Annotated in this window: 18 protein-coding genes; 5 read left to right on the plus strand and 13 right to left on the minus strand. The window is 71.0% G+C overall.

What is annotated here, in order from left to right; all coding sequences use genetic code 11:
* The 4 genes from ACYUD3_RS36290 to ACYUD3_RS36305 form a co-directional block, all read left to right on the plus strand.
* A partial coding sequence (locus ACYUD3_RS36290) for a hypothetical protein (RefSeq protein WP_470979992.1) occupies nt 1-362 on the plus strand: 362 nt, incomplete at its 5' end.
* Nucleotides 363-872: 510 nt separating this feature from the next.
* Nucleotides 873-1,796 (plus strand): replication initiation protein, encoded by a 924-nt coding sequence (locus ACYUD3_RS36295; RefSeq protein WP_470979995.1) that lies wholly within the window; start codon nt 873-875, stop codon nt 1,794-1,796.
* Nucleotides 1,793-2,083 carry a hypothetical protein gene (locus ACYUD3_RS36300; protein WP_470979998.1) on the plus strand — a complete coding sequence of 97 codons (291 nt, stop codon included), beginning with the start codon at nt 1,793-1,795 and terminating at the stop codon, nt 2,081-2,083. Before ACYUD3_RS36295 ends, ACYUD3_RS36300 begins: the two co-directional genes overlap by 4 nt.
* Before the next feature lie 621 nt (nt 2,084-2,704).
* A complete protein-coding gene (locus ACYUD3_RS36305) occupies nt 2,705-3,622 on the plus strand; it encodes a hypothetical protein (protein ID WP_470980001.1) in 918 nt (305 codons plus the stop codon).
* A 424-nt stretch (nt 3,623-4,046) separates the two neighbouring features.
* Here ACYUD3_RS36305 and ACYUD3_RS36310 read toward each other — a convergent pair whose 3' ends face one another.
* Entirely contained in the window at nt 4,047-5,681 is a 1,635-nt protein-coding gene (locus ACYUD3_RS36310) for a DUF2637 domain-containing protein (RefSeq protein WP_470980004.1), read from the minus strand.
* Between the two features lie 339 nt (nt 5,682-6,020).
* Between ACYUD3_RS36310 and ACYUD3_RS36315 the strand changes: the two genes are divergently transcribed.
* Nucleotides 6,021-6,835 (plus strand): IS5 family transposase gene (locus ACYUD3_RS36315; RefSeq protein ID WP_470980007.1). Its coding sequence is split into 2 segments (ribosomal slippage): nt 6,021-6,363 and nt 6,363-6,835, totalling 816 coding nucleotides; the frame shifts between segments, so codons are not numbered across the junction.
* A gap of 80 nt (nt 6,836-6,915) precedes the next feature.
* Here ACYUD3_RS36315 and ACYUD3_RS36320 read toward each other — a convergent pair.
* The 12 genes from ACYUD3_RS36320 to ACYUD3_RS36375 all read right to left on the minus strand — a co-directional run bounded on the left by ACYUD3_RS36320 (nt 6,916) and on the right by ACYUD3_RS36375 (nt 14,555).
* Complete coding sequence (locus ACYUD3_RS36320) at nt 6,916-7,200, minus strand: hypothetical protein (RefSeq protein ID WP_470980009.1); 285 nt, start codon at nt 7,198-7,200, stop codon at nt 6,916-6,918.
* A 195-nt stretch (nt 7,201-7,395) separates the two neighbouring features.
* Entirely contained in the window at nt 7,396-7,794 is a 399-nt protein-coding gene (locus ACYUD3_RS36325; RefSeq protein ID WP_470980012.1) for a hypothetical protein, read from the minus strand.
* Between the two features lie 167 nt (nt 7,795-7,961).
* Complete coding sequence (locus tag ACYUD3_RS36330) at nt 7,962-8,807, minus strand: hypothetical protein (protein WP_470980014.1); 846 nt, start codon at nt 8,805-8,807, stop codon at nt 7,962-7,964.
* 288 nt (nt 8,808-9,095) lie between these two features.
* Nucleotides 9,096-9,548 carry a hypothetical protein gene (locus ACYUD3_RS36335; protein ID WP_470980017.1) on the minus strand — a complete coding sequence of 151 codons (453 nt, stop codon included), beginning with the start codon at nt 9,546-9,548 and terminating at the stop codon, nt 9,096-9,098.
* Nucleotides 9,545-10,768 (minus strand): hypothetical protein, encoded by a 1,224-nt coding sequence (locus tag ACYUD3_RS36340; RefSeq protein WP_470980020.1) that lies wholly within the window; start codon nt 10,766-10,768, stop codon nt 9,545-9,547. The genes ACYUD3_RS36335 and ACYUD3_RS36340 overlap by 4 nt, the downstream gene beginning before the upstream one ends.
* 154 nt (nt 10,769-10,922) lie before the next feature.
* A complete protein-coding gene (locus tag ACYUD3_RS36345) occupies nt 10,923-11,315 on the minus strand; it encodes a RapZ C-terminal domain-containing protein (RefSeq protein WP_470980023.1) in 393 nt (130 codons plus the stop codon).
* A gap of 52 nt (nt 11,316-11,367) precedes the next feature.
* The gene (locus tag ACYUD3_RS36350; protein ID WP_470980026.1) at nt 11,368-11,715 is read right to left on the minus strand and encodes a DUF7739 domain-containing protein; all 348 of its coding nucleotides are present in this window, start codon (nt 11,713-11,715) and stop codon (nt 11,368-11,370) included.
* Nucleotides 11,716-11,717: 2 nt separating this feature from the next.
* Nucleotides 11,718-12,455, minus strand: coding sequence for an AAA family ATPase (locus ACYUD3_RS36355; RefSeq protein ID WP_470980029.1), 738 nt, complete (start codon nt 12,453-12,455; stop codon nt 11,718-11,720).
* Nucleotides 12,456-12,586: 131 nt separating this feature from the next.
* Nucleotides 12,587-12,727 carry a hypothetical protein gene (locus ACYUD3_RS36360; protein WP_470980031.1) on the minus strand — a complete coding sequence of 47 codons (141 nt, stop codon included), beginning with the start codon at nt 12,725-12,727 and terminating at the stop codon, nt 12,587-12,589.
* A gap of 46 nt (nt 12,728-12,773) precedes the next feature.
* The gene (locus tag ACYUD3_RS36365) at nt 12,774-13,499 is read right to left on the minus strand and encodes an NUDIX domain-containing protein (protein WP_470980034.1); all 726 of its coding nucleotides are present in this window, start codon (nt 13,497-13,499) and stop codon (nt 12,774-12,776) included.
* A 32-nt stretch (nt 13,500-13,531) separates the two neighbouring features.
* Nucleotides 13,532-13,990 (minus strand): Pycsar system effector family protein, encoded by a 459-nt coding sequence (locus ACYUD3_RS36370; protein WP_470980038.1) that lies wholly within the window; start codon nt 13,988-13,990, stop codon nt 13,532-13,534.
* Between the two features lie 115 nt (nt 13,991-14,105).
* Nucleotides 14,106-14,555, minus strand: a complete 450-nt coding sequence (locus ACYUD3_RS36375) for a protein kilB (RefSeq protein WP_470980041.1) — start codon at nt 14,553-14,555, stop codon at nt 14,106-14,108.
* Between the last annotated feature and the right edge of the window lie 25 nt (nt 14,556-14,580).

The following is a 14,580-nucleotide window of genomic DNA, read 5'->3' on the forward strand; positions in this document are numbered from 1 at the left end:
GAGGCGCTCCAGGACACGTGCCTCCAGGCCCGGCAGGCGCTGCCTCAGATCCGGCTCCGTCAGCTCCGCTGCTGCTGGCCGACGCGATCCGTGCCGACCCCTGGTCCGACCTCAGCCGCCCCCTGCTGATGGCCCCGGCCGGCACCGCGTGGCTCAGGGCCGTGCCGATGTCCGACCCCGTCTCGGCCGCCGTACGCGAACTCGCCGCCGACGGCGGCGACGGACCTCTCCGCGTCCTCACCGAGAACGACATGATCACCGTTCTCGCCGTCTCAACCGCCGCACGCGGGATCGGAACGTGGGGGTTGGAGGGGACCCTGGAACGGCTCGCGAGGGCGCGTGAGGTCGTGGCGCAGCCGTAGATAGGCGCAGCTCAAGGGCCCGCGTCCGGCGTCGGGGCGGGCCCTGAATAGTGCTGAAGGTACTGCGGCTACTGCACTTCAGTACCGCAGTGTCGCCGTAGTTGCCGGTCCTGAGGCGGTCGAGGACACACTCCTCCAGGCCCGGCAGACGCTCGCCGGCATCAGGCTCCGTCAGCTCAGCCAGGAGAGCACACGCGACCTGAGCAAGGGCGACCTCCGTAAGGTCAAGGCGCAGCGCAGCACTGTTCGTCCAACGCCTGCCCCCGGCCGGGCAACCGACTTGGCTCCTGACCAGCATTGAACCTATGGCTCGCTAGGGCAAGCGGTCTTGGGCCCCGGCCGGGGAAGCCCAACCATCTGACTTGGTCTTCGTGGCGGACTTTGAAGACTTTCCTAGCGGGAGACGAGCGGCGCGTGGGCGGGAACCATCTGACTTGGCTTTCGTGACTCACTTTGAATACTGCGGCGTGTCCGTACCTCCCCGCTCGGCCGGACCGGGATGATCAGCGCATGAACGTGGAGTTGCCCACTGAGCAGTGGGACGAGCTGTGGCTGCCGTTGCGGCCGTACGCGACGAACCGGCTGCAAGAGGGGATCCGGCGCGAGCGTCGTCCGGTGGCGATGACCCGTCGGTACGTGGAGGCGAACCCGTCGGCGATCAGCAATCTCCTCGTCGTGGATGTGGACCATTCGGATGCGGTGCTGCGGGCGGTGTCGTCGGTGGGGTCGCACCCGCTGCCCAACGCGGTCGTGGAGAACCCGGTGAACGGGCACGCTCATGCGGTATGGGCCCTGGCGGAGGCGGTGACGCGGACCGAGTACGCCCGGCGCAAGCCGCTGGCCTACGCCGCTGCCGTCACCGAGGGCCTGCGCCGCGCGCTGGACGGCGATGCGGCGTACTCGGGGCTGATGACGAAGAACCCGCTGCACACGGACTGGAGCACCGAGTGGCTCCACGGGGGACTCCACACGCTCGGCGGCCTGGAGGAGGCGCTGAGCGGCCACATGCCGTCCGCCCGCTGGCGGGAGACCAAGCGGTTCCGCACCAACATCACAGGGCTGGGGCGCAATTGCTCGATCTTCGAGACGGCCCGGACCTGGGCGTACCGCGAGGTACGCCACCACTTCGGCAGCCCCGACACCCTCCACACCGCCATCCACGCAGAAGTGCACACCCGCAACGCCGAGTTCACGGAGCCGCTGCCGACATCTGAGGCCCGCGCGATCGCCAACAGCATCCACCGGTGGATCACGACCAGGTCGAGGATGTGGAAGGACGGTGCGGCGGTCTACGAGGCCACCTTCGTCGCCATCCAGTCCGCCCGCGGCAAAAAGGGCGGCGCCAAGGGCGGGAAGGCTTCCGGGCAAGTACGAGCTGCGCGCCGGGACGAGCGTGCAGCAGCAATGCTGGAGTACATGAGGGGGACGTCGTGACGCAGGAACCCAACCGTGAACGCCGTACCGCGACGGCCCGTGAGCTTGCGGACCGGTTCGGAGTGTCCCCACGGACGGTGGTGCGCATGGTCGCTGAGGAACGCGCGGCGTACGAGGGCCGCTCCCGGCAACGACGGGACCGGATCGTCGAACTGCACCGGCAGGGACTGAAGGGCTACGAGATCGCGCGCGAACTGAATGTTTCCGCCGGCCTGGTGTCCACCCGGCTCAAGGAAGCACGCTCAGCCGGTGTCGACCTCACCCGCCACGCCGCCGCCGGTTCCTGAAACCACCGCAGGTCAGCAAGTACGGTGTGCGGTCCGGCTGTTGGGTGCGGAACAATCGACGGGCCTGCGTCGGCCGATGGGCGGCGCGAGCGTCGTGGTGCAGACCGAGGGGAACTCATGAGCGTCCGGACACGTGAGCTCCTCCTTCAGCCGCCGCACCTCGGGGTCGGCGAGCAACCCCGACCAACGACACCCGGCCCAACCGGCCTCAGTCAGGTACTGCACCAACTGAACCCACTGACATCACTGAACAACCCCCACCCACCCCCAACGGCACCAAGCCGGCTCCACCACCGGGCCCTCAGACGCCCCTGAAGGCCCCTCAGACGCCCTGGAAAGCCCCCAGCCAGGCGAGCCCCGGCGGAGCCCAGACGCCCGCACAGAGCCCCCCAGGCACCGAAAGGGCCCGCCACAACCGGCACGGACCCCAACCTCAGTAACCCACTGCACTAACTGCACTTCAGTAAACACAGCCATAGGCAACTATGAACGCATAACCCCGCAGCCGCGGTCACCCGGGAGTAGACGAACCAGCCTCCCCGACAAGGGAGTTCGCCTAACTGACAGGAGCACGCGGAAACCTGTCGTGATGCCTGCCGGCGGCGCTCTACCGTTTGCCGGGTGACCAACGACCCCCCATGGACACCTCTGTCCAACCGCGACACCCCCACCCCCCGCACCCTGCGGGACGGCGTTCCCGCCGGCCTCGAACTCCCGCTCCGGGAGTGGGTGCGCACCACCGCCGACCGCAACACCGGTGCCGCGAGGCGAGCCGCCGTGCGTACCGACACCGTCCTGTACGCGGAGGACGACGGGTTCGAGGACGCCGGTGTCGGCGAGCGCCTGGCTTACGCGCCGCCCGCCGAGAGGCTGCTGGACGTCACCGACGCGCTCCTCGACCTGGTCCCCACCGGCGGCTGGCACAACACCCCGCAGACCATGGGCCAGCCGAAGTGGCAGGCCACCCTCGTCGGGCTGAACTCCCTGCCGGACGTCCAGCACCGGGTCCCGCTGCAACGGCTCCTCGACGACGCGGGCTCGCTCTACACGATCCGCCGCGACGGGCGGGCCCTGGCGCGGCGCGTCGACCCGTCGGTGGCGGCCGTCGTCGCCGAGGCCGCCGGGGCGGCGGACCGTCCCGGGCGCGGGTCGGCCACCCGGCACCTGCGGCAGGCATTCAACGCCGCGTACGCGCTGTACCCCGACCCGGTGCGGGCGTACAGCGAGGCGATCAAGGCGGTCGAGTCGGCCGCGCACGCCACCCTCCAGCCCAACAACGCCAGGGCGACGCTGGGCACGATGATCGGGGAGTTCGCGCAGATCCGGCACAAGCTCAGCGTGCCGATCGCCGGGAAGACCGGGGCCGAGGGCCTGACAGTCGTCGAAAGCATGATGAACCTGCTGTGGACAGGCCAGACCAGCCGTCACGGCAATCTCCAGGAAACCCGGGACGAAACTGTTGAGGAGGCACTCATGGCGGTGCATCTCGCCTCGACGCTGGTCCAGTTGTTCGCGTCGGGAGCCTTGCGCCTCTCGTAATAAGGCCCGTGCTGACAGCCGGACGGGAATAGCGGGGTCCTGTCAGGGGTGGGCTGCTGCGTCTTTTATGGGATAGGCGGCCCAGACCTTTCGAGTCTCTGAGCCGCTTCTTTCCTGATCTCGTCAAACACGTCGCGGGCATCGAGACATCCACTCAGGGCAGCAGGAAAGTTTTCCTTTTCGGACCCTCACGGAAGTAACACATTAGGAATTGCCGGAGCGCCTTCGACTTCAGTCAGGTACTGCGCCGACTGATGTGCAGTCGGCGCAGTAGGCATGTGCAGGCGGAGCGCCCAGGTGCCGCTTGGGGCCCCTGCAACGCCCTGGAGGGGGAAACCCCCACCAGGGCGTTGCAGGGCGTGTAGACGGCAGCGCAGACCCGTCGGCGCCTATGGGTTGCTGACCTCACTGCGGATCAGTGAGGTCAGTACCGAGCTGGAGTGTAGTCCGCGTGCGGGTCGTAGCCGGCTTCCAGGAGTACTCCCGCCTCCTGCCGGAGTTCGCCGGCCGTCGTGCGGCCGACGCTGAGGTCCCCCTCGATGTCGGCGAGGGTGACGACGTCGAGGTTCTGATCGTCGCCGCCGGCGGCGACGATCATGCGAGCCACCCGGCGGGCGCGGCGCTCGCGGGGCGTGAGCCGGGCCCAGCCGTCCGCTGTCTGGGCCTCGGCCTCCAGGAGCGCGGCGCGGTGCCGGGCCTCAGCGGCCCGCACGATCTCGGCGTCGGCGTCGGCGGAGGCCTTCTCGGCCTTGGCCCGCTCCGCCTGCGCGCGGGCCCGCTCCGCCTCCGCGTCGGCGGAGGCCTTCTCGGCCTTGGCCCGCTCCGCCTGCGCGCGGGCCCGCTCCGCCTCCGCGTCGGCGGAGGCCTTCTCGGCGGCCCTCTCGTCCTCGGCGACCTTCCGCGCCAGTGCCGTGTGCTCTACCGACCGGAGCGCCTCGGCCTCGGCCTGGACGGCTCGATCCGCCTCCGTCTTCAGTCGCTCCGCCCGTACCCGGGCGACTTCCGCTTCCGCCTGCGCGTTCGCGGTCTTCGCCTGGGACAGGGCCGCCGCCGTGCTGGTATCCGCGGCGATCCGGTGCTCTGCGGTCTGGATCCGTGCGGCCGACTCCGCCTTTTTGATCTTCAGGTCCGCGTCCCGGTCGGCGGCTTCCGCCATCGCCACGTCTTTCTGTTCTGCGGCGCGGCGGGTCCGGGCGGCCTCTTCGGCCTCCCAGCGTGCGGGGAGCGCCAGGGCCTCGTCGACGGTGAATCCGCGCGGGGCGAGGGTCATGGGCAGGAGCTGCACTTCTGTCGCTTTGGACAGGTCTCCGCCCAGCTTCTGGGTGAGCCAGACCCGGTACCCGTCGAGGTCCTGCTCGCGGCGGATCATCTCCGGGTAGGAGAGCACGCCGGCGAGCCGCATCCGCCGGTACAGGCGGGTGGTGGGCTTCGGGGCCAGTACCCAGCGGTGCAGGGGGATGCGGTCGCTGACCTGGCCGCTGGCGAGCCGGGCGGCGTACACGATCAGGTGCCGTACCGCCTCCACCCCGATGACGAACAGCAGGGGCATCAGCCCGTGCCAGAGCGCGCTGATGACGTCCTTGCCGGCGGATGCGTTGAGCACGACCGTGGCGAGGGTCATGGTGTGTGCGGCACCCCGCAGCAACGGCCAGGGGGTACGGCGGGCCGCCAGGTACAGGTCGAGGGCCAGGAACGCGAGGATGGCGCCGTCGATGCCGATGGGGACCCAGTACGACAGCGTCTCGGTGAATCCGTGGTCGGCGGCGGACTTCCGGAGAGTGTCGTAGGACGAGGCGAACCCCACGCCGGCCACGACGGCCATCCCGGCCCCGATCACGCAGTTCAGGGGGTACCGCGTCCACTTCCCCATCCGAGCAGGCGCGCGCGGCGGCCTCCCGGTCTCCGGGGGCTTGCTCGGCCCCGGCACGGCCGGAGCGGTATCCGGTGCGCCCGGAGCGGCCTGCCGGGCGGCCGGAACGGTGTCGGTCCCGGCCGCCGTGGGGGCGGCTGTCGTCGCGGTGTCGGTCCGGTTCTGGTCGTACGTCAGCAGATCGTGCACCTCGGCAGTCTGCACTGCCGGGCCGGGAACCGGAGAGCCGCCCCGCCCGCCGGGGCCCGCGCGGGGGTGCGCTGAGGGCGCGCGGAACGAAGACGGAGGACAGCGGCATGGTGGCGGAACGGGGCAGGACCGTTCGCCCGCGTTGCCGTGCAACGCCTCCGGAGAGTTCCGAATTCTGAAACCTTTATAGGTCCACCGCTGGCCGGGAATACGGACTTTCCGGTAATGCAAAAGAGCCCCGCTTCCGGCGATCGCCGGAAGCGGGGCTCTTAGAACTCCTAACGAAATGATCTTCGAGGTGGTTGGATCGCTCCGGGACCGTTGATCCGGGGGTGTGAGGTGGCTCGGCCGAAGCCGTGGGATGTCGACGACGAGTTGTGGGCGGTGATCGAGCCGCTGCTGCCCACGATCGAGCGTCGGACCCGGCATCCTGGGCGCAGGCGGCATCCGGACCGGCTGGTGTTCCAGGGCATCCTGTTCGTGCTGCACACCGGGATCGCCTGGGAACACCTGCCGCAGGAACTCGGCTTCGGCTCGGGCATGACCTGCTGGCGGCGCCTGGCCGAATGGACCGGGGCCGGCGTGTGGCCCAGGCTGCACGAGGTCCTCCTCGCCGGGCTCCGCAGCGCGAACGCCCTGGACTTCTCCCGGGCGGCGGTCGACGGCTCCCACATCCGGGCGCTAAAGGGGGAGCCAGGACCGGACGAAGCCCCGTCGACCGGGGCAGGACGGGCAGCAAACACCACCTGATCACCGACGCCACCGGTATCCCGCTCGCCGCCACCCTCACCGGCGGCAACCGCAACGACGTCACCCAGCTGATCCCCCTCCTCCAGGCCGTGCCGCCCGTGCGGGGCAAACGAGGCCGGCCCCGACGCCGCCCCGATGCGGTGCTGGCCGACCGCGCCTACGACCACGACAAGTACCGCCGGCTGGTCCGGGATCTCGGCGTGAAGCCGCTGATCGCCCGCCGCGGCACCGGCCACGGCTCCCGGCTCGGCACCCAACGCTGGGTCGTGGAGCGCGCCTTCGCCCATCTGCACTGGTTCCGCCGCCTGCGCATCCGCTGGGAGATCCGCGACGACACCCACGAAGCCTTCCTCACCCTCGGATGCGCACTCATCTGCTGGCGACGCCTGAAGTCATTCCGATAGGAGTTCTTAGAGGTCCGCCAGTCAATTACTGAAGGTGGCGACGGCGAACAGTGCCAAGGCGACCATCCGATGCCCCTCAGTCACCCGGTGTTTACGGCCTCTGAGGCAAGCTCCGATGCTTCAGCGCGAGCCTGTACGACGCGGTAGAGGCCCAGCCCGGTCCTGAGGACTCCCACGCCGACCAGCATTGACGCCGCCTTCGCCAGGAACGGGCCCACGCCGTCGATGTCACGGCCGGCGTAGGCCACGACCGCCATGCCCAGCATGAAGATGAGCCCGCTGCGGACCATGTACCAGGCATCCTTCTTCGGGTTGGGCAGCAGGCACTCGTCCTCGTCCTCGAACCCCTTGAATTCTTGTGACATCTCGCTCTCACTCCTGGTGGTCATGCCGGCATGGCACCGGCGGGGTCCTGGCAATACGGACATCCTGACGGCCCCCGTGAGCGCCCGTGTCCCGGTTGAGCTAATCCTGAGGTTCCGGCAGTCCGTGTTCCTGCCGGTCGGCCGCCGGAGGCGGTGACCGCCGTGACGGCGAGCGGCGGCCGGGCCGGCGACTCGTCAGCCCGGGGTTCCTTCCCGCACTTGGAGGCGGCTGAGGATCTCTACCGGGCGGGGGTTGCCGAGCACTTTGGCATCGCGGGCCGCCGCCCACAGGGCCTTCTCCAGCTCCGCCACGGCCTTCCCGTATCCGTGCCAGGGTGCCTGCTCGACCCGTTCGTAGGCGTCCATCAGCCGCCGGGTACCGAACTGCCGGACGTCGTCCAGCTCGGGCCAGGAACCGGCCAGCGTCGCGTCGGTGGACAGCCGCCCCATCAACTCCCGTACGAAATCGTGCCGCGCCATCCACCCCTCCGGACGTCGGCCCGGTTCCTCGATCATCAGCGTCGTCTCCTTCACGGCGTGGGTGGCCGCGTTGATCGCGGCGATGTGCTCGGTCTTGACGTTCTCCGCGGACATGCGGGAATCCTTCCCTGTTGGGTGGTCCGGGTGGAAGGCGGGGACCCGGCCGGTTGACGCCGACGGGCGACCCGCGTATGGCGGGGTGGCGCAGCCGGCTCCTACGGCTGCGCCACCCCGTCCTCCGGCCGCGATCTGCGCGGTCACCGGCAGGGCCGGGGCGGGGGTCAGGCGCGGTAGGTGGGCGGGCGGACACCGGCGCGGAGTTCGCGGATGACCGCGCAGGGGCCCTTGGTGGCGCAGAACGCGTCGTCGGTGTCCGGCAGGGAGTTGCGCGTGGTGCCCCACATCTCGCGGGCGACCGCGTTCGCGATGCGCAGCGTCTCGCCGTTGTTGGGGCGGCAGGCGCTCTTCTCGGTGCCGACGCCGTGCCGGGCGGCGCTGATGATGTGCTGGCGGGCCTGGCGGGCCGCCCAGTGGCGGGCGTCGGGGCCGGTGTTCTCGTGTACGTGCCCGCAGTTGTGGAACGTGTCCGCGTGGCAGGCGGTGCAGTGGTAGGTGACCAGTTGCTGCGGGTCGCCGCCGCGACGCCACGTGCCTTCGAACTCGTAGACGATGACCTCGGCGCCCGGGGTCTCGGTGTGCGCGAAGGCGGTGACGAGGCCGACGCCGTCCGCGATCGCGCCGTGGGCCTTCGCGCACCAGAAGACGCGGGGGATGAAGTTGTCCCAGCCCTTGCCGGCAGGCCAGTTCGCGTACATGACGCCCTGCGAGACGTCGAAGGTCGCCGTGCCGTCGGTGTTCTCGCGCCGGTACTTCTCGATCTGTTCGACCGACCCGAAGTAGGTGGCGCTGAACTCCTCGGACTCCAGGAAGATCACCCCGTACCCCTCGGGGCGGGTGTCGTGGCCGTTCTCCTTCAGCATCTCGACCATGTCCTCGTAACCGGCGAGGCCGGGGACGATCGTGCCGACGAGGGGCAGCCGGTAGCGGTCGCAGCTCGTGACGTGGGCCGGGTTGTTCTCGCTGACGTTGTGCACGGTGCCGAACGTGTTCCTGATCGTGATGTTCATGGTGTGGGTGTCCTTCCCGGGGTGACAACGTGGCGCGGATGGTGCGGGACAGCGGGGCGGCCCGGTCTCGGGTTGACGCCGGCGGACCGTTCCGGCGTACGGTCGGCGGGCGGGGGGGGGGAGGGGGGCCCTTCTCGCTTTCTCCCCCCCCCCCCCCCGAACCCCCAGATAAGGCTGGGGGGGGTGAGGTCTGGNGGGTTGACGCCGGCGGACCGTTCCGGCGTACGGTCGGCGGGTGGGGTGGCGCAGCCGGCTCCTACGGCTGCGCCACCCCGTCTCCGCCGGACGTCAGGCGCGGGTCGGGGCGATGTAGTGCCGGGCGGCGACCATGAGGCCGAAGGCCAGGGCGAACCCGGTGAGCATGGACCCGGTGATGGCCAGGGAGGCGGTGGTGCCGGTGAGGTCCTGGCCGTGGACGACGAGTTGTCCGGCGGCGTAGCAGGTGCCGCAGACGGCGAGCATGGCCGTCAGCAGGAGGGTGATGCGCGCGCCGAGGGGCAGCCAGTGGGGGCCTTTGGAGGGGCCGGTCCGGGTCGCGAGGTGGTCGAGGTGAGCGGTGAGGACGCTTTCGCGGGTGCCGGCGGGGTGGTGGGGCATCCGGCCGCAGGAGCACGCGGCCCGGTAGAGGGCGGTGCCGGCGGAGGTGGAGGCGTCCTCGTCGATGACGATCTGCGGCGTGTGGAGGCCGTCGTCGATGAGGTACCGGTCGAAGCGGCCCTTGTTCGGTTTCTGTGGGGTCACCGGTTCGTCTCCTTGGCGTCGGGGTCTTCTGCGGTGTCCAGGGAGGAGCGGACGTTGCCGACGGCGGTGTGGGAGAGGCCGGAGGCCCGTCCCAGGCCGGAGTCGGTGTCCTCCTCACCCCAGCCGAGGACGCGGGTGACCAGTACGGTGCGGCGCTTGCGGGCGGGCTTGAGCTGGGTCTCCAGGGCCTCGATCTGACCTCGCAGTTCGGCGAGCTGGGCGCGGACGGCGGTACGGCGGTCGGCGCGGAGGGTGTGGGCCCAGCGCCCGGCGCCGAGCAGCTTGACGCCCTGGGCGGCGGCGTCGCGCTCGGCGTTGCGGGCGGCGGTGGCGAGTTCGGTGTCGGTGCTGTCGTCGGCGACGTGGAGGGCGTGACGGGCGGCGCCGTCCCATCGGGTGACGTCGGTGGGGGTCAGGCCGCCGGCCCGGTCGAGGCGGTAGGCGTGGAGCCAGGCGCGGGCGCCGTGGAGACGGACCTCTGGCACGGCGCGGCGGCCGTCGCTGCTCTCGGGCAACGGGGCGCCAGTGAGGCTGATCGAGATCAGCTTCTCCATGGCCTCGGGTGCGTTCTTGTACCGCTGGTAGAGGCGGGCCTCCAGGTCGGCGGCGGCGTCCTGGAGCTGCTGGTCGGTCCCGTCCGCCCAGGCCGGGTTGATGAGGTCGGGGAAGGCGTCCACTACGGCGGGCGCGTCGACCGCGTAGCAGAAGCTGCGGCGCGGGAAGTCGTACTTGCTGCCGCGGTAGGGGTAGCGGTCGAGGAGGTGTCGGGCTTTCTGGGCGGCGTCGTCGGCGCGGGCGGTCCAGTCCCGGCCGGTGGTCCCGGCCACGGGCAGCAGGTTGTCCACGATCTCCTGGGCCAGCGGGCGGATCTCCTCCAGGACCGTGTTGATCTGGTCCGGGTGGGCCAGGCTGGCGGACGTGTTCAGGCTGATGCCGCCGAGGTGGATGACGGGGGGGACGACGCCGTTGCGGGTGTGCTGGTAGCTGATGAACTCTCCGGGCACCTGCCGTTGTTCCGCTCCCTGGCGGAAGGGGTGGACCGAGAGTTCGCGCCGCTCGGTGTCGAGTACGTAGGCGACGCTGGCGCGGTAGCCGGTGGACGTCCGCTCGCCGTCCGGGTCGCTGATGTCCAGGACGACGTTGTCGCGTTCCCAGTCGGCGGGCGGAGTCCAGTTCCTGGGCAGCGGGCGGAGCGTGAGCTCTGTGGTCGTGGCGTTCACCAAGGTCTCCTTCGCGGTAAGACGGGATGTTCTGCAAGTACTTGCATTCTCTGAGTTATTCGACAGGTAACGCAAGTACTTGCAGAATCATAAAGATGTTTCGGCTTGTTCCTGATGTCCTGACGGCCGGTTCCGGGCGCCTGTACGGTCCGCGCTACTGCCGGGCGTGGACTCCGGCGGGCAGCAGCGGCTCGCCGATGTCGCGGTGCTCGATCCCGGCCCGGCGACCGACCAGTTCGAGGAGCTCGGCGGTCCTGCGCGCCAGGCCGACGCTGCGGTGCCGGCCGCCGATGCATCCGAACGCCAGGACGACGTCGCCGTCGGTCTCGTCGGTGAGGCCGATCGCGGTGGCAGCCGCGTTCCGGGCCAGAGCCTCGATGCCGGGCGTCGCCCGGACGTGGTCGTACACGGCCTGGTCCAGGCCCGTGAGCTGCTTCAGCGCCGGGTCGTGGAAGGGATTGCGGAACCGCTTGCCGCTGACGTCGTAGGTGATGTCGGCCGTGGGGGCGGCGGCGTGGCCGTAGCCGAAGGAGATGATCCGGATCATGGGGTCCTCCAGGATGGTTGCGGTGGGACGCGGGCCTTCAACTGCCGGATTCCTACGCGCCGTTCCCGGTCTCGGTGCGCCACGTCCACGGTTCGCCGTCGGCGGCGGCCCGCGCGGCGGCGCCGGCCAGGGCGCGTGCGAGGGCGGACCACCTGGCGCCCGTGCCCCGGGCGCGGGAGACCCTCAGGAGCTGCTCGGCGTACCGGCCGGCGTCCTCGGCCGCAATGGTCCGGGCGGCCGGATTCACCAGCGTGTCCAGGAGCGGGGCGACCGTCTCGCGGTCGCTCCAGGAGAACGCGGCGGACACGTACGGGGCCAGGCCGCGCAGGCTGGTGGCCGCGTGCCGGTCCTCGCCGAAGAAGTCCGTGCCGTGGGACACCACGATCACAATCGCGGTCATCGTCACCGCTCCCAGGGGAAGTTGAGCATCGCACGGGCAGCGGCCTCCGCGGCCTCGGCGGCCTTGATCTCGGCCAGCCCCACGGTGACGCGGGCGCGGTAGTCGGCGTCCTCCTGCGGGGAGCGCGGGGCCTCGATGGGGCGGTAGGGCAGGGCCCTGTGCGCCTCCTCCAGCCTGCGGCGGGCGGCACGCCACACGGTGTGGTCGGCCTCGTAGGCCGCCAGCCGCCCGGCGTCCTCGTCGGGCCGGGGGTCGGCGGTGCCGAAGGTGACGATCTCGTCGAATCCCTCGTCGGCCAGGCCCTCGCGGGAGTGGAGCGCCTCCTGGTACTGGGCGCGGACCACGTCGTCGGGCACGGCCCGGTGCGCCGGACGTTCGGCCTGCCGTGCCAGGCACACGGCGAGCGGAGTGTCCATCAGGACCGCGACCGCCGGCATCCCGTGGCACCGGGCGGCCTCGATCAGCGGCTCCCTCACCGCGCGGGAGGTGTTCGTGCAGTCGATCAGGGTGGGCAGCTGCCGGGCCATCCGGCGTTCCAGGAGCAGGTGCAGGATCTCGACCGCTTCGCGGGTCGCGCTCTGGTCGCCGGCGTCGCTGACCGCCTCGCGCAGCGCGTCCAGCGACAGCACCCGCGAGGAGGGCCAGGACGACGCGACCGTCGACTTGCCCGAGCCGGCCGCTCCGATCAGGATGACCAGGCAGCGCGAATCCGGCAGCGAAACATGCTGTAAGGGGTTCAATTCGGTTTCTCCAGACGGGAGTTGTCGCCTCGCCGCCCCGGTCGGGGCGGGCGGATCGTGTCGGGTGCCCCGGGCCGGAGTCGATCCGGCGGCCTCGCGCCGAGTTCCGGGGCTGGTGGTGCGGGAGGGTGTCAGCAGTCGGTGACCGTGACCACGACGATGTGCTCGTTCTCGAAGGGCAGGTCCTCGTACGGGCGGGCGCTCTCGTTGTCGGGGACGGTGGTCTCGACGGTCGAGCCGGTGTCGTCGGTGATCGTGATCTTCTTGGCCATGGCGTGCTCCGTTTCCTGTTCCTGGCTGGGCTGGGCTGGCTGCCGGTTACTGCTGGTCGAGGTGGTCGAGGGCGCGGCGCAGCAGCGGACGGTGCGCGGCGTAGAGGGTGCGTCCGGCGGCGGCGACCGCGCTGTCCAGCTGGTCGAACGAGCCGAAGGGGTACCAGCGGGCGTCGAGGGCGTCGTCGGCGGCGACGGCGGTGACCGTGGCGGGCAGCTGGTAGAGCGCGGAGGTCGAGACGACCCATGCGTGGTCGCTCTGGCGCCAGTCGTCGACGAGGTCACGTCCGAGGAGGACGGGAGGGTGGCCGGCGAGGTCGACTCCGGTCTCCTCCCGGAGCTCACGGACCAGGGCTGCGGGGGCGGTCTCGCCGGGATCGACCATGCCGCCCGGGATCGCCTCCACGCCGATGTCGGACCGGGTGATCAGCAGCACCCGGCGCTCCCGGCCGGCGCCCGCGACGACGATCGGGTCGGCGGCGGCGTTCTCGCCCCACTTCCCCAGGTTCCGGCCGGTGCGGCCGGTACGTCCCTGGGGGTGCAGGGGCCAGCCCCGCCCGTCGCACGCGTACGGCACGAGCGCGTCGGTCTGCCGCTGCGTCCAGTCCTGCACGTCGGCCGGCGTGGCAGCCGCCTCGGCCCAGCCGGGCACGTGACGGGCCAGCGCCGACGGCAGCAGTTCGGGCGGTGTGACGTCCACGGGCGTGTACTGCGGCCAGCTCACCGACCAGCAGCGCAGCTCGGCGGGGACGGTCTCGGTGATCTCGCTCATGACGCATTCCTCCAGGTCGGTTCCGGCGCGGGTCATCGGATCAGTGCGGCCAGGACGGCCGCGGCGGCGAGCAGCACGATCCCGGCCAGGGTGCAGTCGACCGCGTACCTGATCCGGAGGAACTTCAGCCGGGCCGCCGCCGCGAGCGCGCGTACGTCGTCGGTGTCGTGCCCCCGGGCGAGACGCAGCTCCAGCACGTCGTCGGTGAGCCGGTGCCAGGACGGCCAGCCGCCGCCCAGCCAGGGACGGACCGTCAGCAGCAGCAGGACCGTCGAGGCGACGAGGGCGCACACCCCGAGCGCCCCGACGGCCGCCGCCGCGACCGGCAGGTCGAGCTGGGGGACGGCGGAGCCGATCCCGGCGAGTCCGGCCCCGGTGAGGGCCAGTAACAGGGAGGCCTTGCTGTCGGCCCGCCCCAGCTCGGTGCGCAGGACACCGGCCATGGCATCGGCGCCCGGGGTTACGGTGCGCTGCGGTTCGGTCGTGGTCACGCTGTCTCTCCTGATGTCGACGGTGGTGGTGCGGGAAGGGAGAAGGGGTGCCCCGGGCCGGAGTCGATCCGGCGGCCTCACGCCGAGTACCAGGGCCGGTGATGCAAGGGGGGTGTCAGTCCGCCGACAGGAGGCGGCCGGCCGCTGCGACCAGGTCGTCGGCCTTGGCGGCGGCGAACTCGCGGGCGCAGCTGAGGACGCCCGGGGTGTCGGCGCCGCGCATGCTGTAGACCGCCTGGGCGGCGACCCGCGCGGGGAGCGCGATCTCGGGCATGAGCAGCTGCACGGACAGCAGCCGGGCCGTCAGAGCGGACCGCGTGCGGTGGCTCTCGCCCCGGGCGTCCGACCAGTCCGCCCCCGACAGCCGCAGATCCTCACGCATCCACATCGCGCGGCGGTGGTCGTCCAGCGCCTGCCCTAACGCGATCACAGCGGCCAGGCACGACTCGTAGTGCGCGGAGGCGTCCTGGTCCCGGCGGACCGCGCGCTGCCCGACGTGCTGGAGATAGCCGGTCAGCAGCGACCCGGCGAGAGTACCGAGGACGGCGACGAAGGCAGTGAGCATGGGATTCCCCTCCACTTGTCAACTT

The organism is Streptomyces sp. AMJ-169 (assembly GCF_055597585.1).